General features: G+C 71.8%; 21 protein-coding genes and 1 pseudogene. 7 read left to right on the forward strand and 15 right to left on the reverse strand.

Annotation, left to right across the window (positions count from 1 at the left end; translation table 11 throughout):
• Positions 1-3 precede the first annotated feature (3 nt).
• The 4 genes from FB157_RS10705 (at position 4) to FB157_RS10720 (ending at position 5,052) form a co-directional block, all read left to right on the forward strand.
• Positions 4-492 (forward strand): NUDIX hydrolase, encoded by a 489-nt coding sequence (locus tag FB157_RS10705; protein ID WP_186581444.1) that lies wholly within the window; start codon positions 4-6, stop codon positions 490-492.
• Positions 493-691: 199 nt separating this feature from the next.
• A complete protein-coding gene (locus tag FB157_RS10710) occupies positions 692-2,446 on the forward strand; it encodes a TIGR03767 family metallophosphoesterase (protein ID WP_145878320.1) in 1,755 nt (584 codons plus the stop codon).
• 94 nt (positions 2,447-2,540) lie between these two features.
• Positions 2,541-3,656, forward strand: a complete 1,116-nt coding sequence (locus tag FB157_RS10715; protein ID WP_186581445.1) for a serine hydrolase — start codon at positions 2,541-2,543, stop codon at positions 3,654-3,656.
• A gap of 151 nt (positions 3,657-3,807) precedes the next feature.
• On the forward strand, positions 3,808-5,052 hold the full coding sequence (locus FB157_RS10720) for a glycosyltransferase (protein WP_145878686.1): 1,245 nt from the start codon (positions 3,808-3,810) through the stop codon (positions 5,050-5,052).
• Here FB157_RS10720 and FB157_RS10725 read toward each other — a convergent pair.
• The 3 genes from FB157_RS10725 to pepN all read right to left on the reverse strand — a co-directional run bounded on the left by FB157_RS10725 (position 4,963) and on the right by pepN (position 9,440).
• Complete coding sequence (locus FB157_RS10725) at positions 4,963-5,493, reverse strand: GNAT family N-acetyltransferase (protein ID WP_145878321.1); 531 nt, start codon at positions 5,491-5,493, stop codon at positions 4,963-4,965. The genes FB157_RS10720 and FB157_RS10725 overlap by 90 nt on opposite strands.
• Positions 5,494-5,603: 110 nt before the next feature.
• Positions 5,604-6,653 (reverse strand): hypothetical protein, encoded by a 1,050-nt coding sequence (locus tag FB157_RS10730; protein ID WP_145878323.1) that lies wholly within the window; start codon positions 6,651-6,653, stop codon positions 5,604-5,606.
• A 207-nt stretch (positions 6,654-6,860) separates the two neighbouring features.
• Positions 6,861-9,440 carry an aminopeptidase N gene (gene pepN / locus FB157_RS10735; RefSeq protein WP_145878324.1) on the reverse strand — a complete coding sequence of 860 codons (2,580 nt, stop codon included), beginning with the start codon at positions 9,438-9,440 and terminating at the stop codon, positions 6,861-6,863.
• A gap of 139 nt (positions 9,441-9,579) precedes the next feature.
• Between pepN and FB157_RS10740 the strand changes: the two genes are divergently transcribed.
• Positions 9,580-10,242 (forward strand): DsbA family protein, encoded by a 663-nt coding sequence (locus tag FB157_RS10740; RefSeq protein WP_145878326.1) that lies wholly within the window; start codon positions 9,580-9,582, stop codon positions 10,240-10,242.
• A gap of 40 nt (positions 10,243-10,282) precedes the next feature.
• Here FB157_RS10740 and FB157_RS10745 read toward each other — a convergent pair whose 3' ends face one another.
• From FB157_RS10745 to FB157_RS10785, 8 genes are all read right to left on the reverse strand, one after another.
• Positions 10,283-11,710, reverse strand: a complete 1,428-nt coding sequence (locus tag FB157_RS10745) for an FGGY-family carbohydrate kinase (protein ID WP_145878328.1) — start codon at positions 11,708-11,710, stop codon at positions 10,283-10,285.
• Positions 11,711-11,921: 211 nt separating this feature from the next.
• Positions 11,922-12,944 carry a 2-hydroxyacid dehydrogenase gene (locus FB157_RS10755; RefSeq protein WP_145878332.1) on the reverse strand — a complete coding sequence of 341 codons (1,023 nt, stop codon included), beginning with the start codon at positions 12,942-12,944 and terminating at the stop codon, positions 11,922-11,924.
• Complete coding sequence (locus FB157_RS10760; protein ID WP_145878334.1) at positions 12,941-14,017, reverse strand: ABC transporter ATP-binding protein; 1,077 nt, start codon at positions 14,015-14,017, stop codon at positions 12,941-12,943. Before FB157_RS10760 ends, FB157_RS10755 begins: the two co-directional genes overlap by 4 nt.
• Positions 13,995-14,819 (reverse strand): DeoR/GlpR family DNA-binding transcription regulator, encoded by an 825-nt coding sequence (locus FB157_RS10765; protein ID WP_261386250.1) that lies wholly within the window; start codon positions 14,817-14,819, stop codon positions 13,995-13,997. The genes FB157_RS10760 and FB157_RS10765 overlap by 23 nt, the downstream gene beginning before the upstream one ends.
• Positions 14,819-15,910 carry an ABC transporter ATP-binding protein gene (locus tag FB157_RS10770; RefSeq protein WP_145878336.1) on the reverse strand — a complete coding sequence of 364 codons (1,092 nt, stop codon included), beginning with the start codon at positions 15,908-15,910 and terminating at the stop codon, positions 14,819-14,821. Before FB157_RS10770 ends, FB157_RS10765 begins: the two co-directional genes overlap by 1 nt.
• Positions 15,907-16,737 carry a carbohydrate ABC transporter permease gene (locus FB157_RS10775; protein WP_145878338.1) on the reverse strand — a complete coding sequence of 277 codons (831 nt, stop codon included), beginning with the start codon at positions 16,735-16,737 and terminating at the stop codon, positions 15,907-15,909. Before FB157_RS10775 ends, FB157_RS10770 begins: the two co-directional genes overlap by 4 nt.
• A complete protein-coding gene (locus FB157_RS10780) occupies positions 16,734-17,615 on the reverse strand; it encodes a carbohydrate ABC transporter permease (protein ID WP_145878340.1) in 882 nt (293 codons plus the stop codon). Before FB157_RS10780 ends, FB157_RS10775 begins: the two co-directional genes overlap by 4 nt.
• Positions 17,616-17,620: 5 nt before the next feature.
• Entirely contained in the window at positions 17,621-19,057 is a 1,437-nt protein-coding gene (locus FB157_RS10785; protein WP_145878342.1) for an extracellular solute-binding protein, read from the reverse strand.
• Between the two features lie 181 nt (positions 19,058-19,238).
• Between FB157_RS10785 and FB157_RS10790 the strand changes: the two genes are divergently transcribed.
• Together FB157_RS10790 and FB157_RS10795 are read left to right on the forward strand one after the other, a co-directional pair.
• Positions 19,239-20,681: an FGGY-family carbohydrate kinase gene (locus FB157_RS10790; protein ID WP_145878344.1), complete on the forward strand. Its 1,443-nt coding sequence runs from the start codon at positions 19,239-19,241 to the stop codon at positions 20,679-20,681.
• Positions 20,678-21,286, forward strand: a complete 609-nt coding sequence (locus FB157_RS10795; RefSeq protein WP_145878346.1) for a histidine phosphatase family protein — start codon at positions 20,678-20,680, stop codon at positions 21,284-21,286. The genes FB157_RS10790 and FB157_RS10795 overlap by 4 nt, the downstream gene beginning before the upstream one ends.
• Positions 21,287-21,290: 4 nt before the next feature.
• On the opposite strand, the pseudogene FB157_RS10800 reads toward FB157_RS10795, so the two are convergent.
• The 4 genes and pseudogenes from FB157_RS10800 to FB157_RS10815 form a co-directional block, all read right to left on the reverse strand.
• Positions 21,291-21,434 (reverse strand): annotated as a pseudogene (locus FB157_RS10800) (response regulator transcription factor); the annotation flags it as partial.
• Positions 21,435-21,606: 172 nt separating this feature from the next.
• Positions 21,607-22,254 (reverse strand): superoxide dismutase, encoded by a 648-nt coding sequence (locus tag FB157_RS10805; RefSeq protein WP_145878347.1) that lies wholly within the window; start codon positions 22,252-22,254, stop codon positions 21,607-21,609.
• A gap of 120 nt (positions 22,255-22,374) precedes the next feature.
• Positions 22,375-23,766, reverse strand: coding sequence for an amino acid permease (locus FB157_RS10810; RefSeq protein WP_145878349.1), 1,392 nt, complete (start codon positions 23,764-23,766; stop codon positions 22,375-22,377).
• 121 nt (positions 23,767-23,887) lie between these two features.
• The gene (locus FB157_RS10815; RefSeq protein ID WP_145878351.1) at positions 23,888-24,778 is read right to left on the reverse strand and encodes a TauD/TfdA family dioxygenase; all 891 of its coding nucleotides are present in this window, start codon (positions 24,776-24,778) and stop codon (positions 23,888-23,890) included.
• Positions 24,779-24,788 lie beyond the last annotated feature (10 nt).

The following is a 24,788-nucleotide window of genomic DNA, read 5'->3' on the forward strand; positions in this document are numbered from 1 at the left end:
TCCATGCGACGGAAGCTGAGGGTGGCGGCCTACGCCGTGTGCGTCCGCGACGGACAGATCCTGCTCGCCCGCTCGCCGGGCCTCGACGGGACCCCCGAGTGGGTGCTGCCGGGCGGCGGCATGGAGCACGGCGAGGACCCGTACGACACCGTCCGCCGTGAGGTGACCGAGGAGACCGGCTACCGCATCCGGGTGACCGGTCTGCTCGGCGTGGACTCCAGCAGACGTGTCTTCCGCGGCGGACGCCTGCGCCGCCTCGCCGACCACCAGGGCGTGCGGATCCTCTACGAGGGCGAGATCGCCGGCGGTGACCTGCGCCACGAGGTCGGCGGCTCCACCGACTTCGCCGCCTGGCAGGACCTGGACACCCTGCCGGGCCTGAACCGGGTGCGCCTGGTCGACGTCGCGCTGCGGCTGTGGCGGGAGCGGCCGGCGGCCGGACACCTGGACCCCGGGGCCCGTCCCCTACCCCGGGAGATGAACGAGGAGTAACCGTCCTCCGGACGCTCGCAATCGACTCCGTGACCGCACCTCTACCCCGAGATCCACGTACGGTGATCGGCGCTGCGCGTTGCTGTCGTGTTCACGCACAGGTCATCCCCGGTGCCAAGCATCCAGAGCGAGCGGGATGTTCGCGAGAGCGATCGCCCGCGACCACTGCCGACGCGTTCGCACTCGGGGAGATCGCGCCATGTCGCGCATACGCTCTGTCGCCACCTCCGCCATGGGGGTCCACCGCCGTACCGTCCTCGCCGCCGCCGGAGCGGTCTCACTCTCCGCGGGCGTCGGCTACGCCCTGCGCCCCACCGACAGCCAGGCAGCCGCCAGAACCGCCGAGGCGCCCGTCGCCCACTCCCGGCAGGCCGCCGCGGCGACCGCGCTCGCGCCCTACACCAAGGGCACGACCCTCTCCTCCGTCGCCGCACCCCGCAACAGCTCCGGCTACCGGCGCCTCGGCGACGGCGCGGGCTGGAAGCGGGTCGTCCGCAGCGAGCTGGCGGCCCCCAAGTCCGGCCGCGCGTCCCGCCGTACGCCCCTCGCCGCGTTCGTGCAGTTCACCGACCTGCACCTGCAGGACGTCCAGCACCCGCTGCGTCTGGAGTACCTGCGCTCCACCGACCCGCACGCCTGGCGCCCGCAGGAGGCGCTGACCGTGCAGGGCGCCATCTCGCTCGTCGAGCGGGTCAACGCGCTGCGCGGCGCCCCCGTCACCGGCTCGCCGCTCCACTTCGTCATGACCACCGGCGACAACACCGACAACAACGCCCACTCCGAACTGGAGTGGTTCATGAAGGTGATGAGCGGCGGCCGCATCACGCCCAACACCGGTGACCCGCGGCACTTCGAGGGCGTGCAGAACAGCGGCCTCAAGCTGTACTGGCAGCCCGACTCCACCACCCGCGACGGCGACAAGGCGCTCGGCTTCCCGTACCTGAAGGGGTTCCTGGCCGCCGCCATCCGCGAGGTGCGCAGCCCCGGCCTCAACCTGCCCTGGTACTCCACCGTCGGCAACCACGACGCCCTCCCGCTCGGCTGCTACGGCTCCCACGGCGACCCCTACCTCGCCGAGGCGGCCATCGGCGGCAAGAAGCTGATGAACGTCACCGCGGCCGAGGCCAAGAAGATCCAGGACGCCATCAAGAAGGCCACCGACCCCAAGGGCGTCGGCTACCGCGACTTCCTCAAGGCGCACGCCCGCTCGATGCACTCGGTCACCCCGGACGAGAAGCGGGCGCCGTACACCTCCGCGGACTATCTGAAGGCCCACCTGGACCCCGCCCACCAGGGTCTCGGCCCGGTCGGCCACGGCTACTCCTCGGCGAACCTGGACGCGGGCACCCAGTACTACGCCTTCCGCATCTCCGAGGACGTCATCGGCATCAGCCTCGACACCACCGACGCCGGCGGCCACTACGAGGGCTCCGTCGGCACCGCCCAGCTGAAGTGGCTGGAGAAGACGCTCAAGGACAACAAGGACTCCTACGCCGTCGTCTTCAGCCACCACACCAGCAAGACGATGACCAACACCCGCCCCGACCCGGCCCACCCGGGGGAGCGCCGCCACAACGGCGCCGAGGTGGTCTCGGTGCTGTCCGCCCACGCCAACGTGCTGGCCTGGGTGAACGGCCACATCCACAAGAACGTCATCACTCCGCACCAGGCGTCCGGCGGCCGTTCCTTCTGGGAGATCTCCACCGCCTCGCACGTCGACTACCCGCACCTCGCCCGGATCATCGAGCTGGTGGACAACAAGGACGGCACGGTCTCCCTGTTCACCACCCTGATCGAGTCCGCGGCCCCGCACCGGACCGACTTCGCGGACCTGTCCCAGACCGGCCTCGCCGCCCTCTACCGCGAGCTGGCCTACAACGCCCCCGGCGCCAGGACGACCCTCGCGGGCGCCGCGGCCGACCGGAACACCGAACTGGTGCTCAAGAAGGGCTGATATTCACTCAACCGGCCTACAGGCAGGCAACCTTCGCACACCACCACCAGGTCCCTTTCCCCGACCGAACCGAACGGCACAGTTGGGGGAAGACATGCGCGCACGTACGACCCTGGTGGGCGCCACCGCCCTGCTCCTGTCGGCGGCCCTGGTGGGCCCGGCCTTCGCGGCCGGCTCCGCCACGGGCGGCCACCTGGCCACACGCAAGGCCGTCGAGGCGGCCGTCCGGGCCGGCGTGCCCGGCGTGACCGCCACCGCGAAGGACACCCACGGCACCTGGTCCACGACGGCCGGCGTCGGCGACACCCGCACGGGCGGGCCGCGCTCGGCGGCCGACCACTACCGCGTCGGCAGCATCACCAAGACGTTCGTCTCCACCGTCCTGCTCCAGCTGGAGGCGGAGGGCCGGCTGTCGCTCGACGACACGGTGGAGAAGTGGCTGCCCGGGGTGGTGCACGGCCACGGCCACGACGGGAGCCGCATCACCGTCCGCGAGCTCCTCAACCACACCAGCGGCATCTACAACTACACCTCCGACGAGGACTTCGGCCGCACCTACTTCACCAAGGACGGCTTCTACGCACACCGCTACGACCCGATCACTGCGAGTGACCTGGTCGCGATCGCGATGCGGCACGAGCCGGACTTCGCGCCGGGCACGTCCTGGCAGTACTCCAACACGAACTACGTCCTGGCCGGCATGGTGATCGAGAAGGTGACGGGCCACTCGTACGCCGACGAGATCACCCGCCGCATCATCGCCCCGCTGCACCTGACGGCCACCTCCCTGCCCGGCACGCGGGTCACCGTCCCGCGGCCCAGCAGCCGCGCCTACTCGAAGTTCACGGAGACGACGGGCCCGTCGTACGACGTCACGAAGCTCAACCCCGCGATCGGCTCCTCGGCCGGCGAGATGATCTCGGACTCCGCCGACCTGGACCGCTTCTACAGCGCCCTCCTGCGGGGCAAGCTGCTCCCGCCCCGGCAGCTGCAGGAGATGAAGACCACGGTGAAGGGCACCGGGTACGGCCTCGGCCTGGCGGACATTCCGCTGAGCTGTGGCGTTCACGTCTGGGGCCACGACGGCGGCATCCACGGCTCCGTCTCCGCGGCGGTGACGACCGCCGACGGCCGTCACTCCCTGGCGGTCAATTTCAACGGGGACTGGACCGGGGACATGATCGCCGTGGTGGAGGGGGAGTTCTGTTAGTCAACGTTTCATTCGCGTAGTTCTGTGTTAACCCGCACGTAATGTCCGTACCGCCTCATTTTGGCTAACCCGCTGTGGACGGGGTTGGCTCGATCTTCTCGATCATTTATGCAAGGCGGGTGGTCGTGTGCGTACGAGGCACGGACTGCGTGTGCTGTCGGTCTACGAGGGCTTCTTCTCCGGAGGGGCCAGGATCGTGCACAGTGAAGTCGTACTGGGACTGGCCGAGGGCGGCCAGTCCCACCAGGTACTCAGCATCCATGGTGAGGTCCACCGCGAGGCCACCAGGCAGCGCATGGAGGACGACCACTGCTACCGCGCGTTGACGGCCGGCGAGGTCGGCGTCACATCGCTCGGCCGCACCGCGGGCCTGGTGGACGGCTCGGTCGCGGCGTCTGTTTTCAGCGGACCGGAGCTGGCCGAAACCGCCCGAGCCATGGCCGGGGCGGACGTGATCCTCTCCCTCAAGGAGCAGCCGCTCGCCCTCCTGAACCAGGCCGGGCTGCCCCGCCGCCCGGTCGTGGTCTGTCTGCACCGCTCCGACCCCGAGAACCAGGGCCCCGCCCTGGACGAGCTGAAGGCGGCGATAGCCGACGGCACGGTGGCTGCGTGCGTGTGCTGCGCCGAGTCGACGCGGGCCGCCTACGAGGCCGCCGGCATCCCGGCCGAGCTGCTGCACGTGATCCCCAACGGCGTCGACCTGCTCCGGTTCCGCCCGGACGCGGCGGCCCGGCTGGAGTTCCGCAGGTCCCTGGGCATCCCGGCCGCCGCCCCGGTGGTGGTCTTCGCGGCCCGGTATGCGCACATGAAGAACGTCCCGCTCTTCCTCCGGGCCGCCCGGACCTGGCTGGCCCGCGAGGGCGGCGGTCACGTGGTGATGTGCGGGGCCGGGATGACGGACGCCAACCCCGCCCTGCGGGCGGATCTGGAGGCCGCCTTCGCCGGGGAGCCGGGCCTGGCCGGCCGGGTGCACCTGCTCGGTGTGCGGCACGACATGGAGGCCGTCTACGCCGGCTCCGACGTCGTCGCCCTGACCTCCGTCTCCGGGGAGGCGGCGCCGCTGTGCCTGATCGAGGGCATGATGTGCGGCGCGGTCCCGGTGACGACGGACGTCGGCGACAGTGCGGCGATCGTCACCGGCCACGGCTTCGTCACCCCGCCCGACCCCGGCGCGATCGCCCTGGCGTGGTCGGCCGCGATCGCGGGCCGCGCCGAGCTGGCTCCCGCCCTGGAGCGCAGCCGGGAGCGCTTCAGCCGCACCCGCATGATCGCCGCGTACGCCGCGCTGCTCGACGAGGTGTACGCCTCACACGTGGGCGGGCAGCTGATCGCCGCGCAGCACGCTGTAGGCGACGCCGTCCCGCCACCGGCCGTCCCGGAAGACGATGCCGCGTAGTACGCCCTCGCGAGTGAAGCCGGCCTTCTCCAGGGCCCGCTGCTCGGCGAGGTTCTCGGCCTCGGTGTCCGCCTCGATCCGCATCACGGGGGTGTGGGCGAAGAGATGGCGGACGAGCTGTAGCTGGGCCCGGGTGCCGATCCCGCGCCCACAGGCCTCGGGCAGCAGCTGGGCGCCGATGTTCCAGCAGTGGGTGGAGGGCGAGACGACGCGCTTGCGCCAGGCGACGAACCCGAGCGGGTCGGCGGCGGCCGCCACCATCAGCAGGCCGCCGTCCTCGCCGAGCAGCCCGTTCTCGGCGAAGCGGCGCCGGAAGCGCCCGGGGTCCGACCAGCCGTACCACTGGAACGGTCCGGCGGTCTCCGGCTCCAGCAGGAACCGTTCCAGCACGGTCAGGTCGTCCTCGCGAGCGGGACGCAGTACGACGGCTTCATCGCTCATCCTGTCACGGTAACGCGCTTGTTCACGACGGTAGTTGGACATGAGGAGGGGCCACCGGCGTCGTCCCGGTGGCCCCTCCTCTCCCCTCCTGGTGCGCGCCCGGTCCGTCACTACCGGGGGAGCACCACGACGTAGGCGGCCGGGTCGCGGTCGCCGGAGGCCATCAGGGCCGTGCGGACCACCGTCGCCTGTTGCTCCAGGGACTGCCGGAGCTTCCTGGGGGTGATGTAGACGACCGTGATCCCCAGGCGTTCCAAGTGCTCGCGCTTGCGCGCGTATTCCGACCAGAGGGCGTCGTCGTCCTGCCGATGGCCTTGGCCCGGTGCCCGGGTGTCCAGTTCGACCGCGACCGCCTGCTCGGGCCAGTACGCGTCCACGCCGCCGAGGTGGGGGCCGCCGGGCAGGCGCAGGTCCACGTTCCAGACCGGGTCGGGCAGGCCGCACTCGGCGACCATCCGGTAGAGGCGGTCCTCGGCGATCGCCCGGCCCTCGGCCACCAGCGAGTCCACCGCGTCCACCACGTGCGGGCGGTTCAGCAGCTTCGCCTGGGTCAACTCCCTTACGACTGCGGCCGGTTCGCAGTGGCCGGCGCGTACCGCCTCGGTCAGCAGCCGGCGTACCGCGACCGCGTCCGTCAGCTCCGCCACCGCGTCCGCCAGCGCGCGCGGCACCGGCGCCACCGGCAGGCCCGTCACCGCGCAGGGGGTGGGCAGGGAGGGCGTGCGCAGGACGTGGACGTACCCGCTGGAGCGCAGCCGGCGCAGGCGGGGGATCAGGACGTCGACCCGGTCCAGGGAGAGGAGCGGCGGGGTGGAGGAGAACCCGTGCAGGGTGAGGGCCGCGAGGCCCGTGATGACGGCGTCCGCGTACACCGGGCGGTGCGGCTCGTCGGCCGTGGGCTGGGCCGGGACACCCGGGGCCGGCTCCCGCGCGGCGTACAGCAGGGCGCCGTGCAGCCGCTCCTCGCTCGTCGGCGGGCCGGGGTGGAGCAGGACCACGCCGGGCAGCAGCTGCTGCCAGGGGCTGCCGGGGCGGCACTGTTCGGTCAGCTCGGCCGTGGAGATGCCGTGGGACCGGAGCTGACCTACCGTCAGAACGCGGCGGTGGGCCTCGGAGAGGTGACGGAGGGGGCGGGGGGGAAGTGGGGTGTTGTGCGTCATGGCGTCGGGATTCCCGCGCCCCGTCCCCTCTTTAACCGCTGTTACACGGTCGTCGATAAATGCGGACAAGACGGCACTAAAGGACGCATGTTCGGGTGCCGAGTAGGCACGGAAAACCCCTGGTCCAATCGGGTGCGGACCAGGGGTTACGGCTGCTATTGCCTGAATTCCGTAACGGTCACCGACCGGGAAAGCTCAGGCCAAGGATCACGCTCCGGCGGCCGCCGTGTCGCACGCCTGTGCGCGCAGCGAGCGCGCCAGGTCGTCCCGCGCCTCCAGTACCAGCCGGCGCAGCGCGGGCGCCGCGTCCGCGTGGCCCGCGAGCCACGCGTCCGTCGCGTCCAGCGTCTCCTGCCGGTCCTGGAAGCCGGGGAACAGGCCCCGTACGACGTCCATGCCGATCTGGATCGACCGCTCCTGCCACACCCGCTCGATCGCCGCGAAGTACTTCTCGGCGTACGGCGCCGTCAGCTCCCGCTGCGAGGGCCGGTCGAAGCCCGCGATCGTCGCCTCCACCAGCGCGTTCGACAGGGCGTCGGACTCCACGACCTGCGCCCAGGCCTGCGCCTTGACCGCCGCCGACGGGCGCGCGGCCAGGCAGCGGACCTGGTGGCGCTTGCCGGACGCCGTGTCGTCACGGGCCAGTTCGGCCGCGAGGACGGACTCGTCGGCCACCCCGTGGGCCGCCAGCGGCTCCAGGAACGCCCAGCGCAGCTCCTGGTCCACCTCCAGCCCCTCGACCGTCTCCGTGCCGTCGAGCAGGCCCTTCAGCAGCGCCAGATCCGTCTCGCCGGCGGCGACCGTGGCGAAGAACCGCGCCCAGGCCAGCTGGTGCTCACTGCCGGGCTCGGCCGCCTGCAGCTCGCGCAGCGCGCCCTCGGCGAGCAGCTCCTCACCGGTCGCCCGCCACTCGGGGGCCGCGTAGTGCACCAGCGCCGAGTCCGCCCACGCGTGCAGCATCTGCAGCACACCGATGTCGGACTCCCGGCCCGCGAACCGCAGCACCAGGTCCACGAAGTCCCGCGCCGGCAGCAGGGCGTCCCGGGTCAGGTTCCACAGCGCCGACCAGCACAGGGCGCGCGCCAGCGGGTCGGTGAGCGCGCCCAGGTGCTCGCGCAGGGTGGCCAGCGAGGTCTCGTCGAAGCGGATCTTGCAGTAGGTCAGGTCGTCGTCGTTGACCAGCACCAGCTCCGGGGCCTCGGCGCCGGCCAGCTCCGCCACGACCGTGCGCGGACCCTCGACGTCCGTCTCCACGCGCGCGTACCGCTCCAGGGCGCCCTCGGGCGTACGGCGGTACAGGCCCACCGCGACCCGGTGCGGGCGCTCCTCGGGGTGCGACTCCGGTGCCTCCTGCACCACCGCCAGCTCGGCCACCCGGCCCTCGGCATCCAGCAGCACCTGCGGGGTCAGCGAGTTCACCCCGGCCGTCTGCAGCCAGGAGCGGGCCCACGCGGACATGTCCCGGCCGCTGGTCTCCGCCAGCACCGACAGCAGGTCGCCCAGGCGCGTGTTGCCGTACGCGTTCCGCTTGAAGTAGCGGCGGGCGCCCTCCAGGAACGCGTCCTGGCCGACGTACGCCACCAGCTGCTTGAGCACCGAGGCGCCCTTCGCGTAGGTGATGCCGTCGAAGTTGAGCTTGGCGTCCTGCAGGTCGCGGATGTCCGCGGTGATCGGATGCGTGGAGGGCAGCTGGTCTGCGCGGTAGGCCCAGGCCTTGCGGCGGTTGGCGAAGGTGATCCAGGCATCGGTGAAGCGGGTCGCGCCGACGTTCGCGAACGTGCCCATGAAGTCCGCGAAGGACTCCTTCAGCCACAGGTCGTCCCACCACACCATGGTGACCAGGTCGCCGAACCACATGTGCGCCATCTCGTGCAGGATGACGTTGGCCCGCGCCTCGTAGGACGCCTGCGTCACCTTCCCGCGGAAGATGTACTCCTCGCGGAAGGTCACCATCCCCGGGTTCTCCATCGCGCCCAGGTTGTACTCGGGCACGAACGCCTGGTCGTACTTCCCGAACGGGTACGGGTAGTCGAAGTGCTCGTGGAAGAAGTCCAGGCCCTGCTTGGTGACCAGGAAGACGTCGTCGGCGTCGAAGTGCGGGGCGAGACCCTTGCGGCACATCGCGCCGAGCGGGATCTCCAGCTTCGTCCCGTCCTCGAGGATCCGCTCGTAGGAGTCCGTCACATAGTGGTACGGACCCGCCACCACGCACGTGATGTACGTCGAGATCGGCTTCGTCTCCGCGAACCGCCAGACGCCGTCGGCGAGTTCCCCGGCGCCGTTGCTCCACACGGTCCAGCCCTCGGGCGCCTGCACCTCGAAGCGGTACGGCGCCTTGAGGTCCGGCTGCTCGAAGTTCGTGAAGACACGGCGGGCGTCGGCCGGCTCGTACTGGGTGTAGAGGTAGACCTCGCCGTCCTCGGGGTCCACGAAGCGGTGCATGCCCTCGCCGGTGCGGGAGTAGGCGCACTGCGCGTCGACCGTCAGCTCGTTCTCGGCGGCCAGGTCGTCCAGCGCGATCCGGGTGCCGTCGAAGACCTCGCCCGGGTCCAGGTCCTTGCCGTTCAACGTGACCGACGTCACGCTCGGGGCGACCAGGTCGGCGAACGTGGACGCGCCCGGCTCGTTGCAGCGGAACCTGATCGTGGTCACCGAGCGGAAGGTGCGCGGCTCGCCGCCCCCGTCGCCCACGGCGGAACGCAGGTCCAGCGCCACCTCGTACCCGTCGACGGACAACAGGGCGGCCCGCTCGCGGGCCTCGTCGCGGGTCAGATTCTCACCGGGCACGGGCGGCACTCCCTCGTGATCGCTTGGATGGGACGGATCAGGACCGATCCTGCCACGCACTCCTGACACGGGACACCAGGGAATGAGGATGGTGAAGGGAATGTTGACCTTTCAAAAGCCCATTCCGCTGAGGAGACGCATGTCCGAGACCGTGACCACGAGCGGCAAGACCCCCGTGGACTTCTGGTTCGACCCGCTGTGCCCGTGGGCCTGGATGACCTCCCGCTGGGTGCTGGAGGTGGAGAAGGTCCGCGAGATCGAGGTCCGCTGGCACATCATGAGCCTCGCCGTCCTCAACGAGAACAAGCTGGACGAGCTGCCCGAGGAGTACCGGGAGATGCTCGCCGTCAAGGCGTGGCAGCCGGTGCGCGTGGTCACCGCGGCCTGGCAGAAGCACGGCGCGGACATCCTCGGCCCGCTCTACACCGCGCTCGGCACCCGCTTCCACAACAACGGCGAGGGCGCCACCCTGGAGGCCATCGCCGGTGCGCTCGCGGACGTCGGCCTGCCCGCCGAGCTGATCGAGTACGCCGAACAGAAGGACTTCGAGTTCGACGCCGAGCTGCGCGCCTCCCACAAGGAGGGCATCGAGAAGGTCGGCCAGGACGTCGGCACCCCGGTCATCGCGGTCCCGGGCCCCGACGGTGAGCAGATCGCCTTCTTCGGTCCGGTCGTCACCCCCGCCCCCAAGGGCGAGGAGGCGGCCCGCCTGTGGGACGGCACCCTCGCCGTGGCCTCCGTCCCCGGCTTCTACGAGATCAAGCGGACCCGCACCAAGGGCCCGGACTTCAGCAACCTGTAAGCCCTGAACCCGGTAAGTCCTTCCGGAACGGGCCCGGCGGTCAGCGCCGGGCCCGTTCCCGTGCCTCCGCCAGGCGCCCGAGGTGCTCCTCGTATCCCTTGGCGTAGTACGCGGCCCGGTCCGCGTCCGGCTCGACGACCCGGGTCGGCTCGGTCCAGGCCGCCGCGTCCAGGGCCGTGCCGAACCGCTCGGCCGCCGCCAGCACCGCGCCCCGCGCGCCCACCTCGCCCTCGACCACCCGCAGCGGGCGGCCCAGCACGTCCGCCAGGAGCCGCATCCAGGCGGGGCTGCGGGTACCGCCGCCGCACACCGCCAGCGTCCCGGTCAGGCCGGCCGCCGCCAGGCAGTGCCGGGCCGCGTAGCCGATCCCCTCGCAGGTGGCCCGGATCAGGTCGGCCGGCGTCGACTCCAGGGAGACACCGGTGAGTTCGGCCCGCAGCCGGGGCTCCACGAAGGGGGCGCGCTCACCGGAGGGTGCGAAGTACGGCAGCACGCGCACCCCGTGGGCGCCCGGCGGGGTGGCGGCCAGCAGGGCGTCGACCTCCTCGTGCCGCACGCCCGTCGTGTTCAGCACCCAGTCCAGGGCCGCCGTGCCGACCATCGCGGGCATCGCGCGCAGCCAGTGCCCGGGCCGGTCGGTGGAGATGTACAGGCCGGCCGGTTCGCCGTCGAGGTCCAGGTCGGTGGTGGCGACCAGCGCGGCCAGACAGGTGCCGACGATCAGCAGGCCGTCACCGGGCGCGGTGACGCCCGCGCCGAGAGCACAGGCCGGCAGGTCGTACGGGCCGTTCGCCAGCCGGGTGCCGGGCGGCAGCCCGGCGCCGCGCGCCGCGCCCGTCGCCACCGGATCGCTGACCGGCGCGAGCAGGCCCCGGCGGTGGGTCAGACCGAGCAGCTCCACGACCCGGTTGTCGTAGGACCGGGTGCGCGGGTCCAGGAACGGCATCGACGCGTCCGACACGTCCGTCACCGCCCGTGCCGCGCCGGTCAGCCGCTGGAAGACCATGTCCTTGCAGTAGACGGCCGCCGCGGCCGCCTCCAGGACCTTCGGCTCGTACCGGTCCAGCCACGCCAGCAGCGGGCCCGGACAGCCCGGGAACATCGCGCCGCCGGTGCGCCGGAACACGGTCTCGAAGGTGCCGTCCGCCAGCCACTGGTCGACCAGTTCATGGGCCCGGCCGTCCATCCAGGAAGCCGCCGGCCGCACCGGCCGGCCCGCCGGATCCACCAGCCACACCCCGTCGCCCTGCCCGGTGAGTCCGGCCAGCTCCACCGGCTCCGGCACCCGTGCGGTCAGCGCCCCCAGCACGGCGACGACCGCCCCGTACACCTCCTCCATGTCCTGCTCCACGGCCCCGCCGCGCAGGTCGAGCCCCACCGGCCGTGCCTCGACACCCAGTTCGCGCCCGCCGCCGTCGAACGCGGCGGCCTTCACCATGGACGTGCCCACATCGATCCCGACGAACATGCGGCTCCCCTTTTTTTGGCTTCGTTCGCCTGCGGGGGCGCCTCAGCCGGTGTCGAGAGCGCGATCGTGCTCAGCCCTTCGGGCCTCCGCGCTCCCCCAAGCTCTCGGCTTCGCTCGAGCAGGGGGGACCCCCATACACTCTCGACACCGGCGCGCCCCCTCCGGCTCTCTTCGCGGCCGACGCGTCGGCACACCGTGCGCTGGTGGGCCGTTACCGGAGGCAGTGCGCGAGCGGCTCCCCGCGCACCCAGCGGCCCACCTCGGCGGCGGCGATCCGGGCCGCCTTCTCCGCGACCGCCCGGCTGGCCCCGCCCAGGTGCGGGGTGAGCACGACACGGTCGGCGAGAGCGGGCAGCCGGGAGTCCGGCGGGAGCGGTTCACGGGCGTAGGTGTCCAGGGCCGCCGCCGCGAGCCGCCCGCCCTCCAGCGCGTCGCACAGCGCGTCCTCGTCCAGCAGCGGTCCCCGGGCCGCGTTCACCACCACCGCCCCGGGCGGCAGCAGAGCCAGCTCGCGGGCGCCGATCAGACCACGGGTCTCGGCGGTGAGCCGGGCGTGCAGGGTGATGACGGCGGAGCGGCGCAGCAGGTCGTCCAGCGAGGACACCCGCAGCCCGTGCACCTCCCCGCGCACATAGGGGTCGTACACCAGCACCCGCGCCCCGAAGGCGCACAGCACCCGCGCCACCCGGCTGCCCACCGCGCCGTAACCGACGAGTCCGACCGGCAGGTCCTCCAGCTCCAGGCCGCTGTGCTCATAGGTGTAGTACGCCGATCCGGCCCAACTCCGCTCGCGGGCGAGGAGTTCATGGGCCTGGGGGATGCGGCGCAGGGCCGCCAGGAGCAGGCCGACGGTGAACTCCGCGGTGGCGGCGGCGTTGCGCCCCGGCGCGAAGCACACCCGGACGTCGTGCCGCCCGGCCGCCTCCAGGTTGACGTTGACCGGCCCGCCCCGGCAGACCACGACCAGCCGCAGCTCCGGGCAGGCACCGAGAACGCGTTCGGTCACCGGGCCCATCTGCGTGACCAGGACCTGCGCGCCGGCGAGGGCGCCGATCAGCTCGTCCTCGGCGTCGCTGGCCTCGCTCACCTCGGCGACGGGGCCGAAGGGCTGCAGCGGCCAGCCGAGGGTCAACTCCCGCACATCACAGGCCGCTTCCTTCCCGAGCGCGGCCGTGATGAGGGACGGCAGGACGAAGTGGTCGCCGGCGGCCACCACACGCACACTGGAGGTCATCGCAGGGTGTCTCCCGTCTCGGCGTCGAAGACATGGGTGAGTCCGGCCGCCACCCGGACCCGCTCGCCGTGCGCGAGGCGGACCTCGGGCCCGGTGAGCACCACCAGGTGCCGCTCCACCCCGTCGAGGGCGAGCGTGGCGATGCCCGACTCCAGCAGGGGTTCGTGGGCCACGACCCGGGCGGGGATGCCGTCGGCGCCGCCGGTGAGGCTCAGGTCCTCGGGGCGGACACCGACCACCACGGCCCGGCCCTCGGCCACCGGCACGGGCAGCGCGATCCGCACCCCGGCGGACAGACGGGCGTGGCCGTCGGCGGTGGCGGCGCCCGGCAGCAGGTTGATCGCCGGCTCGCCGACGAAGTCCGCCACGAAGGCGGAGGCGGGGCTGTCGTAGATCTCGTAGGGCGTGCCGAGCTGCTGGATCACACCGTCCCGCATGACGGCGATCCGGTCGGCGAGGGACAGGGCCTCCTCCTGGTCGTGCGTGACCAGGATCGTGGTGTGCCCCAGATCGCGCTGGATGCGCTTGAGCTCCCGGCGGGTGGTGTCGCGCTGGGCCGCGTCCAGATGGGACAGCGGCTCGTCCAGGAGCAGGACGTCCGGCTCCCTGATCAGCGCGCGGGCCAGGGAGACGCGCTGCTTCTGCCCGCTGGACAGACCGGCCGGGCGGGCGTCGAGGACGTCGGTGAGGCCGACCCGCTCGGCGATCTCGGCGACCTTGCGCCGCACGTCGCCCCGCAGGCGCCTCGGGCGGGCCCGCAGCCCGAAGGCCAGATTCTCCGCGACCGTCAGCGGCGGGTACAGCGCGTAGTTCTCGAAGGCGACCCCGATGTTCCGCGCCTGTGCCGGACGGCCGGCCACCGAGGCGCCCCCGACCAGGATGTCCCCGCCGGACACCGCCTCCAGACCCGCGATCATCCGCAGCGTGGTGGACTTGCCGCAGCCCGACGGCCCCAGCAGCCCGAGCAGTTCACCGGACTCCAGACTCAGGTCCAGGCCCCGGACCGCCTCCACCGCCGGGCGGCCCCGCGACCGGTAGGTCTTGCGCAGCTCACGTAACTCCAGCGCGGTCATCGCCCTCCCTCGGATCCGTGGCGCACACCTCGTAGCGCACCTTGTGCTCGTCCAGATCGCGCAGCGCGTCCGGCGACGCCCCGTCGTCCACCAGCAGCAGGTCGAAGCGGGAGAGCGGGGCGACCCGGTGCAGGGCGACCCGGCCCAGCTTGGTGTGGTCGGCCAGCAGCACGTTGCGCGCGGCCGCGTCGAGCATCGCCCGCTTCACGGAGACGATGTGCTGCTCCTGGTGGTAGGCGTAGCCGCCGTGCACGCCCGACGTCGACACGAAGCCCACGTCCACCCGCAGCTGCTCGACCGCCTCCACGCACGACACCCCGAGGAACGACGAGTGCAGCTCGTCGTAGTCGCCGCCCAGCGCCATCAGATGGATGCCCCGCCGCCCGGCGAGCAGGTTGATCGCCTCCAGGAAGTTGGTGACGACCGTGAGCGGGGTGATCTCGCCCAGCCGCAGCCGGCGGGCCATCTCCAGGGTGGAGGTGGAGTCGTCGAGGAGGATCGCCATGCCGGGCTCTATGGACTTCAGCGCCCGCTCGGCGAGCGCCGCCTTCTGCGGGCGCATGGTCTTCAGCCGGTACTGCACGTTCGACTCGAACACCCCGGACGGCTGCGCGGTCACCCCGCCCCGGAACTTCCTTACGATGCCCTGCCGTTCGAGTTCGTCCAGGTCCCGGTGGATGGTCATCAGGCTCACCCCGAACCGCTCGGCCAGCTCGGCCGCGGAGGCCGAGCCCTCGGCCAGCACCAGTTCGGCCATGGCGGCCTGCCGGGCCGCGGGTCCCTGCTGTGCACCTGTGCTCATCACGTGCTCTTCCCGATCCGTCGTCCCGGACGCCCTGGCCGGTCGGCCTCGAACACCAGCAGGTTCTCAGGCCGGACGGCCGGACGGACCGGTTCGTCGGGACGCAGGCCCGCCGCCTCGCTCCGGGGCGCGACGAGCGACAGGTGCTGCGCGCCGATCCGCACGGTGACCTCGACGGACCGGCCGAGCACCTCGGTGACGTAGACCGATCCGGAGAGCCGGTGGCCGTCCCCGGCCGGCCGGACGTCCCGGGGCCGTACCCCGACCAGCACCTCGCTGCCGGCGGGCGCCCGCACGGGCAGCGGCAGTTCGACCGCGCCGTCCGCCGACCGGAAGGCCCCCGCCTCCGTCACCGTCCCCGGCAGCAGATTGATCCGGGGCCGCCCGAAGGCCCGGGCGACCTCGGTGTCGTGCGGCCGGTACCAGATGTCCTCCCGGGTGCCGGTCTGCACGATCCGTCCGTCCCGGATGACCCCGATCCGGTCCCCGAGCGCCAGCGCCTCGACGGAGTCGTGGGTGACGTACAGCGTGGTGGTGCGCCGGACGGACCCGATCGCCTTCAGCTCGGCCCGCATCTGCTGGCGCAGCTTGGCGTCCAGGTGGGAGAGGGGCTCGTCGAGGAGGAAGGCGCGGGCCGGGCGGACCAGCACCCGGCCGAGGGCGACCCGCTGCCGCTGCCCGTTGGACAACTGCCCGACGGACCGGTCCAGCAGGCCGCTGATGCCGAGCAGTTCGGCAGTCGCCCCGACCCGCTCCCGGGCCTCGGCGGCGGGCAGCCGGTGCCGTGGGGAGCGCAGCGGCGAGACGAGGTTGTCGTACACCGAGCGGTGCGGATAGAGGGCGTAGCTCTCGAAGCACATGGCCACACCCCGGTCGTACGGCTCCACGTCCCGCACGTCCCGCCCGTCGATCTCGACGGTTCCCGAGTCGGGCCGCTCCAGCCCGGCGACGGTCTTCAGCGTGGTGGTCTTGCCGGCTCCGGACGGTCCGAGCAGACAGAAGAACTCGCCCTCCTCCACCCGGAGTTCCAGCCCGTCGAGGGCGGTCGTCCGGCCGAAGGACTTGTGGACGTCCCGCAGCGCTACGCTCACGACTTCACCGCCCCGAACGACAGCCCGCGCACCAGATACCGCTGGATGGCCAGCGCCAGCAGCAGCGGCGGTACGACGGAGACCAGCGCGGCCGCGGCCGTGAGGTTGTACTTGGGCCGGTCGCCGCCCAGGAAGGACAGCGCGCCCACGGTCACGGTCTGCGCCGAGCTGGAGGTGAGGATCAGCGGGAAGACGAAGTTGTTCCAGGCGAAGATGAACGCCAGCAGCGACACGGCCGCGACACCCGGCTTCACCAGGGGCAGGGCGACCTTGAAGAAGGCCTGCTTGCGGGAGTAGCCGTCGAGCAGCGCCGCCTGCTCCAGCTCCGGGGTGAGATCGGCGAAGTACGACCGCATGATCCACACCACCAGCGGCAGCGTGACCAGCTGCAGCACCCACACCATGCCGACGTACGTGTCGAACAGCCCCAGCTTCTGGTAGAGCACGAACAGCGGGATGATCACGGTGAGTTCGGGCGCGAACCGGAACGACAGCAGCGTGAACATCAGGTTCTCCGAGCCCCGGAACCTCCAGCGCGCCGAGGCGTAGGCCGCCGGCAGTCCGACCACCAGCGAGAGCGCGACCGCGCCCACCGACACCACCAGGCTGTTGACGAAGAACCGCACGAAGGGGATGCCCTCGCTGCCGCCCAGCACGGTCCGGTACGAGTCGAGCGTCGGGGTGAACGAGAAGTAGGTGCTGAAGAGCTGGTCGGCGGGCTTGAGGGACAGGATCACCATCCAGGCGACCGGGAAGAGCGCGAAGAGGAAGTAGAGGACCAGGGCGGCATCGGCCAGCCAGCCCAGCAGGCGTTTCTTGTACGTCACTCGACCTCGGCCGCCTTCCGCTGGATGCGCCCCAGATGCCGGACGAGGACCATCGCGGCCAGGTACACCACGGCCCACAGCACGATCGTGTAGCTGATCCCGAAGGAGTACCGCTGGAAACGGATCGCCTCCAGATACGCCCGGATCTGCAGGACGAGCGTGGAGTCGCCCGGACCGCCCTCCGTCAGGGCGTAGATGATGTCGAAGACCTTCAGCGAGTCCATGAACCGGAAGATCACCGCGACCAGCACGTACGGCCACAGCATCGGCAGGGTCAGCCGCCGGAAGGTGTACCACCGGCCGGCGCCGTCCACGGCCGCCGCCTCGAACGGGGAGGCGGGCAGCGACCGCAGACCGGCCAGCGCCAGAATCGCCACGAACGGGGTGTAGACCCAGACGTCCACGGCGATCGACGACAACAGGGCGCCGGCGGGCGTGTCCGTCCACTGCACTCCGCCGAGCCCGAAGGGCCTCAACAGGTGGTTGACCACGCCGACCGACGGCTGGAGCATCAGTTTCCAGATGATCGCCGCGATCACCGGGGCGATCATCAGGGGCAGGATCAGGATCTTCTCCAGCACCCGGCCGACCAGGGACGAGCGGTGCAGCAGCAGGGCGACGGCGACCCCGAGCACGGTCTCCGCGGCGGCCGCGCCGACCGCGTACAGCACGGTCACCCAGGCCGAGTTCCAGAAGGCTTCCTGCGTGAACACCGTCTCGTAGTTGTGCAGCCCGACCAGGTCGGGCTGCGGCTTGCTCGCCGAGAAGTCGAACAGCGTGTAGTACAGGCCGAGCCCGAACGGATACAGAATCCCGCAGGTCAGCAGCAGTGCGGGGACGATCAGCAGGTACGGCCGCAGGGCGGCCCGCCGGCCCATCGCCCTCAGCCCACCTTGGACTTGAGGTCGCTCGCCAGCCCGTTCAGCACGGACCCGGCGTCCTTCCCGCCGTAGATCTCCTGGAGGGCGGCGGCCCAGCTGGTGGTGGCGTCGAAGAACTGGGCCTGCGGGGTGAACTGGATCTTCGTCTGGTCGACGACCGTCTCGAAGGTCTCGATGAAGCCGGGCAGGTGCCGCATCTTGTCCTTGTAGGCGCCGTCCTGGCTGACCGACTTCCGCACGGGGTCGATGTGGTTGTTCGTGAGGGCGGCCCGGCGCAGGTGCTCCTTCCCGGTCGCCCACTGCAGAAAGAGCCAGCCGGCGCTCTTCCGCCTGCTCCTGGCGTTCATGCCGAGCGACCAGATCCACATGTTGGTGGCGAGCGACCCGTCCGGTCCCTTCGGCCCGGGGTGGAAGGCGATCTTCCCGGAGGCGGGCGAGGCCCCCTGCACGGCCTGGAAGTAGGCGGCCGTGTCCGCGTCGAACAGCATCCCGGCCTTCTTCGCGCCGAGGTCGCTGGAACACTGGTACCAGGTGTACGACGTCCAGGACGGCGGCCCGCCCTGCTTCACCATGCCGGCCCAGTCCTCGGTGAAGGCGACGGCCTTCGGGGTGTTCATGGCGGGGGTGAGCTTCCCGCCCCCGACGGTGAAGTCGTGCAGCCCGTTGCGGGCGTACATGGTCATGAACCCGGGGTGGATGGTGGCCCAGCTGCGGGACCCCCGTACGGCGATCCCGTACATGCCGTCGAACCCGGCACCGGGAGCCTTCTTCTTGATCACCCCGGCCAGCTCGCGCAGCTCGTCGAAGCTCTCGGCCGGCTTCAGCCCCAGCCTGCCGAACACCTCGGTGTTGTAGGCGACCACGTTGGTCTCCCAGCCCCACGGCAGCGCGTACTGTCCGCCCCGGCCGAGCGGGGCGCCCGCCTTCAGGGACCACTGGTCGGCCTGGAGAAGGTTCGGGAAGAAGTCGGCCCGGTCCCATTCGGCGCCGGTCGCCGAGGAGTTGCGCATCCACGGCCCGAGGTCCTCCAGCCACCCCGGTGGCCCGTACTGCCACACCATGTACGCGCCGAGCATGAAGACGTCGTAGGAGGCGCGCCCGCTGGACAGGTCGACGGTGAGCTTGTCGAAGTAGTTGTCCTCGGGGAAGACGTCGTACTTCACCTCGATGCCGGTCTTCTCGGTGAAGGCCTTCAGGTCGGCGATCAGGGCGTCGGTGTACGGGTGCTTGTTGAGCAGCGCCTTGACGATCGTGCCCTTCTCCCGCTTCCAGTCGAAGGAGCCGGTGACGTCGTCCGCGGCCGAGCCGCCGCCGTTGTGACTGTCGTCGCCGCCGAAGCCGGTACCGCAGGCGGACAGCAGCGGGGCCGCGGCGGTGGCGGCGGTGAGGGCTCCGGTGAGCGCGAGGAAGCGCCGGCGGTCGTGCACGTGCCTGTCCATCCGTGACCTCCGTCGGTGGGGCGGTGGGGTCGGGCGGGGTTAACAGCGCGAATCGACTCGATAACAGAGGGTGTAACGGCGAGAGAAGGCCGTCAATCCCTTGTGCACGGGGAAATCAGGGGGAAATCTCGGAGGAGCATGGGAAGTTCACAGACCGGTTCGCTATCTGCGGGAGGTCCGGATGGGGTTGGCGTGGCTCGGGATCGACCTCGGGACGCAAGGGGTGCGCGCCCTGCTCGTGACGGCCGACGGCGGCGTCCTCGGCAGCGGAGCGGCGCCCCTGCGGCGCGGGCGGCGGGACGGGGTGCGGCACGAGCAGGACCCGGGGGAGTGGTGGGAGGCGGTGTGCGCGGCCTGCGGGTCTGCGCTCGACGGGGCGCGGGTGCCCCTGGGCGGGGTCGCGGTGTGCGGGACCTCCGGGACCGTACTGCTCACGGACGACGCCGGCCGCCCGGCGAGCCCGGCGCTGATGTACGACGACGGGCGGGCGGCCGCCGAGGCCGGCCGGCTGCGGTCGGCGGGGCTCACCGTGCAGGACACCTGGGCGCTGCCGAAGGTGCGCTGGCTGGTCGGCCGGTACGGCCCCGGCCGGGTGGCCCACCAGCCCGACCTGGTCAACGCGCGGCTCGTCGGCCGGCCCGTCCCCGCCGACTCCAGCCACGCCCTGAAGACGGCGTACGACGCGGTGCGCGACCGCTGGCCGGACCTCACCGGCCTGCCCGCGGGGACCCTCCCGGACGTCGTACGCCCCGGCACCCGGCTCGGCGAGGTCTGCCCGGCCGCCGCGGCGGCCACCGGCATCCCGGCCGGCACCCCGGTCGTCGCGGGCATGACGGACGGCTGCGCGGCACAGATCGCCTCGGGTGCGCTGCGGGAGGGCGCGTGGAACTCGGTGCTGGGGACGACCCTGGTCCTGAAGGGAGCCGCCGCGGACCCGGTCCACGACCCGGCCGGCGTCGTCTACAACCACCGTGCGCCCGACGGCACCTGGCTGCCCGGCGGCGCCTCGAGTGTCGGCGCCGGTGTCCTCACGGCCCGCTTCCCGGGTGCCGACCCGGCCGCGCTGGACGCCGCGGCCGCCGCCTTCGAGCCCTCGAACGCGGTCGCCTACCCGCTCGTCTCCCCGGGCGAGCGCTTCCCCTTCCGCGCCCCGCGCGCCACTGCCCTCCTCCTCGGCGTCCCCGAGTCGGACGCCGACCTGTGGGCGGCCCTCCTCCAGGGCGTCGCCTTCACCGAACGCCTCTGCCTGGACTACCTCCACCACCTCGGCGCCCCCCTGCACGGCCCCCTCACCTTCACCGGCGGCGCGGCCCGCAGCCCCTACTGGACCCAGCTCCGCGCCGACGTCCTGGGCCGCCCGGCCAGGGTCCCGGAACAGCCGGAACCGGCCCTGGGCATGGCCGCACTGGCCGCCTACGGCACCGGTGCCGCACCCACGCTGGCGGAGGCGGCCGAGCGCATGGCCCGCCCCGGCACGACCGTCGACCCGCGCCCGGACCGCTCGGCCCGCTTCACCGAGCCGTACGGCCGGCTGGTGGGCGAGCTGGAGTGCAGGGGGTGGCTGCCGAAGGAGGTCGCCGCACATGCGCGGGCGCGGCTGGCCCGGGATACTCCGGGCTCATGAGTGCGACCCTCCTCCTCGCCCGCCACGGCCAGACCGTCTGGCACGCCGAGAACCGGTACGCCGGGGTGAGCGACGTGGCCCTGACCGACACGGGGCGCGCCCAGGCCGAGGCGCTGGGCCGCTGGGCCGCGGTCCACCCCGTGGACGCGATCTGGACCTCGCCCCTGTCCCGGGCGATCGCCACCGCCGAGCCGGCCTGCCGGGCCCTCGGCCTCACTCCGCATCGCGAAGCCGGCCTGCGGGAATGCGACTTCGGGGTGGTGGAGGGCCGTACGCTGGCCGAGTTCGAGGCCGAGGACCCGCAGGCGGCGCAGGCCTTCCGCGTCGATCCGGTGGCGCACCCCTTCCCCGGCGCCGAGGATCCACGCGCCGCCGCGGCCCGGGGAACGGCCGCCCTGCGCCGGATCGCGGCCGCGCACCCGGACGAGCGGGTCCTCGTCGTCGCCCACAACACCCTGCTCCGACTGGTGCTGTGCTCGCTCCTGCACATCCCGGTGGGGGAGTACCGCCGCGTCCTGCCGCGGTTGCGCAACGCGGCGGTGAGCGAGATCCGCGTCACGGAGTACGGTGCCGCGCTGCTGTCGCTCAACATCCCCTGCGAGTGACCGGTCACGGGTGTGGCAGCAGCCCCCGCTCCATCGCGACGACCACCGCCCGGGTGCGGTCGTTGACGCCCAACTTGGCGAACAGGCGCAGCAGATGCGTCTTGACGGTGGCCTCGGAGATGACGAGCCGACGGCCGATCTCGGCATTGTCTGCCGACGCCCGGGCACAGCGCCACGAACAGCAGCCAGCCGACGAGCGCCCGCCACCCTCGGGGTGGGGAAGACCCCCGCGAGTCACGTCCTCGCGGGGGTCCTCTCTCATCCGCCTGCCGACGTGAACGGTGAGAAGACGATCACGAGGCAGGACGACTCCGGGTGCCTCAGGGGGCGAGCAGGAGCACGTCCGTGCGGGACTTCGCCGCCGCGTACCGCCGGGCCACGTCCTGCCAGTCGACGACCTGCCACATCGCCTCGACGAAGTCCACCTTCTGGTTGCGGTACTGGAGGTAGAAGGCGTGCTCCCAGGCGTCGAAGACCAGGATCGGGGTCGAGCCCTGACCGACGTTGCCCTGGTGGTCGTAGACCTGCTCGACGATCAGCCGCCCGCTCAGCGGCTCGTACGCCAGCACGCCCCAGCCCGAACCCTGGGTGGTGGCCGCCGCCTTGGACAGCTGCGTCCTGAACGCCGCGAAGGATCCGAAGGACTCCTTGACCGCCTCCGCCAGCTCGCCCACCCCGTCCTGCGCCAGCGGCTCGCCGCCGCCGTCCTTCGGGCCGGTCATGTTCTGCCAGTAGATGCTGTGCAGGATGTGCCCGGAGAGGTGGAAGGCCAGGTTCTTCTCCAGGCCGTTGACCGCCCCCCACGACTCCTTGTCCCGCGCCTCGGCGAGCTGCTCCAGCGTGTCGTTGGCGCCCTTCACATAGGCCGCGTGGTGCTTGTCGTGGTGCAGCTCGATGATCTCGGGGCTGATCACCGGCGCGAGCGCGGAGTAGTCGTAGGGCAGGTCGGGCAGCGTGTAGACGGGCATGGGCGGTCCCCTTCGAACCTCTTATTGCAAAGAGCTTGCAACTACACGCTAGCAACAAAAAGACCCCCGCGGGTGCACCGCGGGGGTCTTTCAGGACGGGCTCGAAGGGGAGGGGCGAGGTCAGGACCGGGCCCGCACCCGCTGCCACACGTACCCCACGACCGCCAGGAACAACGTCATCCCGCCGGTCGAGTACAGCTGGACCCGGGTCCCCTGCTCCCGGGCCATCAGCACGAAGATCGCCGCCATGCCCGCCAGCGCGACCCACGTCAGGAACGGGAACGCCCACATGCGGACGACCAGCTTCTCCGGCGCCTCCCGCTCCACGCGCCGCCGCAGCAGCAGCTGGGAGACGGCGATGAAGATCCAGACGACCAGGATGACCGCGCCGATCATGTTCAGCAGCCAGGGGAAGACGTCGTCGGGCCGCCAGTAGCTCAGCAGCACGCACACGAAGCCGAAGACCGAGGAGACGAGGACGGCGATGCGCGGGACACCGCCGGAGACCTTCGCCAGGACCTTGGGACCCTGACCGCGCTCCACCAGCGAGTAGGCGATGCGCGAGGAGCCGTAGATGTTGGCGTTCATCGCCGAGAGCAGGGCGACCAGCACGACGACCTTCATCACCTGGCCGGCGCCGGGAATGCCCAGGTGGTCGAGGGCGGCGACGTACGGGCCCTTGTCCGGGTCCGCGATGTCCTTCGAGTCCCACGGGACCAGCGTGACCACGACCGCCATGGAGCCGACGTAGAACAGCGCGATGCGCCACATCGCCGTACGGACCGCGCCCGCCACGCCCTTGACCGGGTTCTCGGACTCGGCGGCCGCGATCGTGACCGTCTCCAGGCCGCCGTAGGCGAAGACGGAGGCGAGCAGACCGATGACCAGACCCTCGCCGCCGTGCGGGAAGAAGTCGGTGAGGTTGGAGGCGCCCGGGGAGTCCGTGCCGGGGAGCACGCCGGCGATGGCCAGCCCGCCCAGGACCAGGAAGAGGCTGATCGCGCCGACCTTCAGCGCCGCGAACCAGAACTCGAACTCGCCGAAGTTCTTCACCGCGGCCAGGTTCGCCCCGCAGAACACCAGCATGAACAGGGCGACCCAGGCCCACTGCGGGGTGCCCGGCAGCCAGCCGGTGACGATCTTCGCGGCGGCGATGCCCTCCAGGCCGACGGCCGTGCACAGCAGGACCCAGAAGGACCAGCCCGCCGTGAAGCCCGCCCAGGGGCCCATCGCCCGCTCGGCGTGCGCCGAGAAGGAACCCGAGGAGGGGTGGGCGGCGGACATCTCGCCGAGCATCCGCATCACCAGCATCACCAGGAGGCCGGAGAGAGCGAAGGCGATCACGATGGACGGTCCGGCGGCGGCGATACCGGCGCCGGAGCCGACGAACAGGCCCGCGCCGATCACACCGCCGAGGGCGATCATCGACAGGTGGCGCTGCTTGAGGCCGTGGGACAGGGAGACGCCGTCCTGCTGCTGCGGTGGCGTCTCGGTGGTGGTGTTGCTGGGCATGGGCGCGGCTCGTCCCGTCCATGAGGGTGGCAAAAACGCCCACAGTCTGGGCGGCCCGTCCGCTCACGCGGACAGGCGGCCCAGTATGCGGACAACCCCTTTACGGAGGGTGAAGGCGACGTTACGCGGCCACGGGTGTGTAGTGCGAGGCGTCACCCTCGATCGAGTAGCTCTCCTTGCCCTCGATTCCGACCGGGATGTCACCGGCGACGGTCACCCGGTGCAGCCGGCGCGGCCGGCCGTCGTAGTTGTCGATGGCGTAGTGCTGGGTGATGCGGTTGTCGAAGAGGACCAGCTGGTTCGGGGACCAGCGCCAGCGCAGGATGTTCTCCGGACGGGTGACGTACGCCTGGAGCAGGTCGAGGATCCTGCGGGACTCGCCCACCGACAGGCCGACGATCCGCTGAGCGAACCCGCCGATGAACAGCCCGCGTTCACCGGTCAGCGGGTGGACGCGGACCACCGGGTGCGCGGTGCGGTACGTGATGGACGTGAACTGGGCGCGCTGGGCGGCCTTCTCCTCGTCGATCTCCTCGGCCGGCACCGCGTAGTCGTAGTCGTTGGTGTGCTCGGCCCACAGGGTGTCGGCGAGCCGGCGCAGCGGCTCGGGCAGGTCGCGGTAGGCGGCCGCCGCGTTGGCGATCAGGGTCTCGCCGCCGTACGGCGGGACGGTGATCGAGCGCAGGGTGCTGGCCTGCGGCGGGTTGAGGACGAAGGTGACGTCCGTGTGCCAGTGGTTGGCGCGGCCCCGCTCGCTGTCCACGGGCAGCACGTTGGGGGCACCCTCGACGGCGCCGACCGTCGGGTGGGCGGTGGTCAGGTCGCCGAGATGGCGGGCGAAGGCCTGCTGGCCCGCGTCGTCGAGGTTCACGTCGTCGAAGACGAGCGCCTTGTGGACGTTCAGGGCCTCGCGGATCGCGGCGGCCTCCTCGGCAGCGAGCGGCCGGGAGATGTCGACGCCGGAGACCCGGGCGCCGATGCGTGCGGTGACCTTGGTGATCTCGATGGACATGTGCGCTGGT

This window comes from Streptomyces sp. BK340, from assembly GCF_007827595.1.
Classification (GTDB): domain Bacteria; phylum Actinomycetota; class Actinomycetes; order Streptomycetales; family Streptomycetaceae; genus Streptomyces.

Bases quoted from the DNA above. Each gene is read 5' to 3' on its own strand.
- FB157_RS10705 (WP_186581444.1), top strand. From the start codon at position 4: ATGCGACGGAAGCTGAGGGTGGCGGCCTACGCCGTGTGCGTCCGCGAC.
- FB157_RS10710 (WP_145878320.1), top strand. From the start codon at position 692: ATGTCGCGCATACGCTCTGTCGCCACCTCCGCCATGGGGGTCCACCGC.
- FB157_RS10715 (WP_186581445.1), top strand. From the start codon at position 2,541: ATGCGCGCACGTACGACCCTGGTGGGCGCCACCGCCCTGCTCCTGTCG.
- FB157_RS10725 (WP_145878321.1), bottom strand. From the start codon at position 5,493: ATGAGCGATGAAGCCGTCGTACTGCGTCCCGCTCGCGAGGACGACCTG.
- FB157_RS10730 (WP_145878323.1), bottom strand. From the start codon at position 6,653: ATGACGCACAACACCCCACTTCCCCCCCGCCCCCTCCGTCACCTCTCC.
- FB157_RS10740 (WP_145878326.1), top strand. From the start codon at position 9,580: ATGTCCGAGACCGTGACCACGAGCGGCAAGACCCCCGTGGACTTCTGG.
- FB157_RS10745 (WP_145878328.1), bottom strand. From the start codon at position 11,710: ATGTTCGTCGGGATCGATGTGGGCACGTCCATGGTGAAGGCCGCCGCG.
- FB157_RS10755 (WP_145878332.1), bottom strand. From the start codon at position 12,944: ATGACCTCCAGTGTGCGTGTGGTGGCCGCCGGCGACCACTTCGTCCTG.
- FB157_RS10760 (WP_145878334.1), bottom strand. From the start codon at position 14,017: ATGACCGCGCTGGAGTTACGTGAGCTGCGCAAGACCTACCGGTCGCGG.
- FB157_RS10765 (WP_261386250.1), bottom strand. From the start codon at position 14,819: ATGAGCACAGGTGCACAGCAGGGACCCGCGGCCCGGCAGGCCGCCATG.
- FB157_RS10780 (WP_145878340.1), bottom strand. From the start codon at position 17,615: ATGGGCCGGCGGGCCGCCCTGCGGCCGTACCTGCTGATCGTCCCCGCA.
- FB157_RS10785 (WP_145878342.1), bottom strand. From the start codon at position 19,057: ATGGACAGGCACGTGCACGACCGCCGGCGCTTCCTCGCGCTCACCGGA.
- FB157_RS10790 (WP_145878344.1), top strand. From the start codon at position 19,239: ATGGGGTTGGCGTGGCTCGGGATCGACCTCGGGACGCAAGGGGTGCGC.
- FB157_RS10795 (WP_145878346.1), top strand. From the start codon at position 20,678: ATGAGTGCGACCCTCCTCCTCGCCCGCCACGGCCAGACCGTCTGGCAC.
- FB157_RS10805 (WP_145878347.1), bottom strand. From the start codon at position 22,254: ATGCCCGTCTACACGCTGCCCGACCTGCCCTACGACTACTCCGCGCTC.
- FB157_RS10810 (WP_145878349.1), bottom strand. From the start codon at position 23,766: ATGCCCAGCAACACCACCACCGAGACGCCACCGCAGCAGCAGGACGGC.
- FB157_RS10815 (WP_145878351.1), bottom strand. From the start codon at position 24,778: ATGTCCATCGAGATCACCAAGGTCACCGCACGCATCGGCGCCCGGGTC.